Annotated in this window: 1 pseudogene; it reads right to left on the minus strand. The window is 53.3% G+C overall.

Features of this window, described 5'->3' with window-relative positions:
- Positions 1–276: pseudogene (tuf, locus tag WFM49_RS18575) on the minus strand (elongation factor Tu); the annotation flags it as partial.

Here is a 276-nt window from a genome sequence, read left to right on the forward strand (position 1 = left end):
TTACTTGATGATTTTTGCAACCACGCCAGCGCCAACGGTACGGCCGCCTTCGCGAATAGCGAAGCGCAGACCTTCTTCCATGGCGATAGGAGCGATCAGGGACACTTTCATCGAAATGTTGTCGCCTGGCAGAACCATTTCCTTGTCTTCTGGCAGCTCGATGGTGCCGGTCACGTCAGTTGTACGGAAGTAGAACTGAGGACGGTAGCCCTTGAAGAAAGGAGTGTGACGACCACCTTCTTCTTTGGACAGAATGTACACCTCGGCGTCGAAGTC

Source organism: Alcaligenes sp. PF14 (assembly GCF_037150615.1).
In the GTDB taxonomy this organism is placed as follows: Bacteria; Pseudomonadota; Gammaproteobacteria; order Burkholderiales; family Burkholderiaceae_B; genus Alcaligenes; species Alcaligenes phenolicus.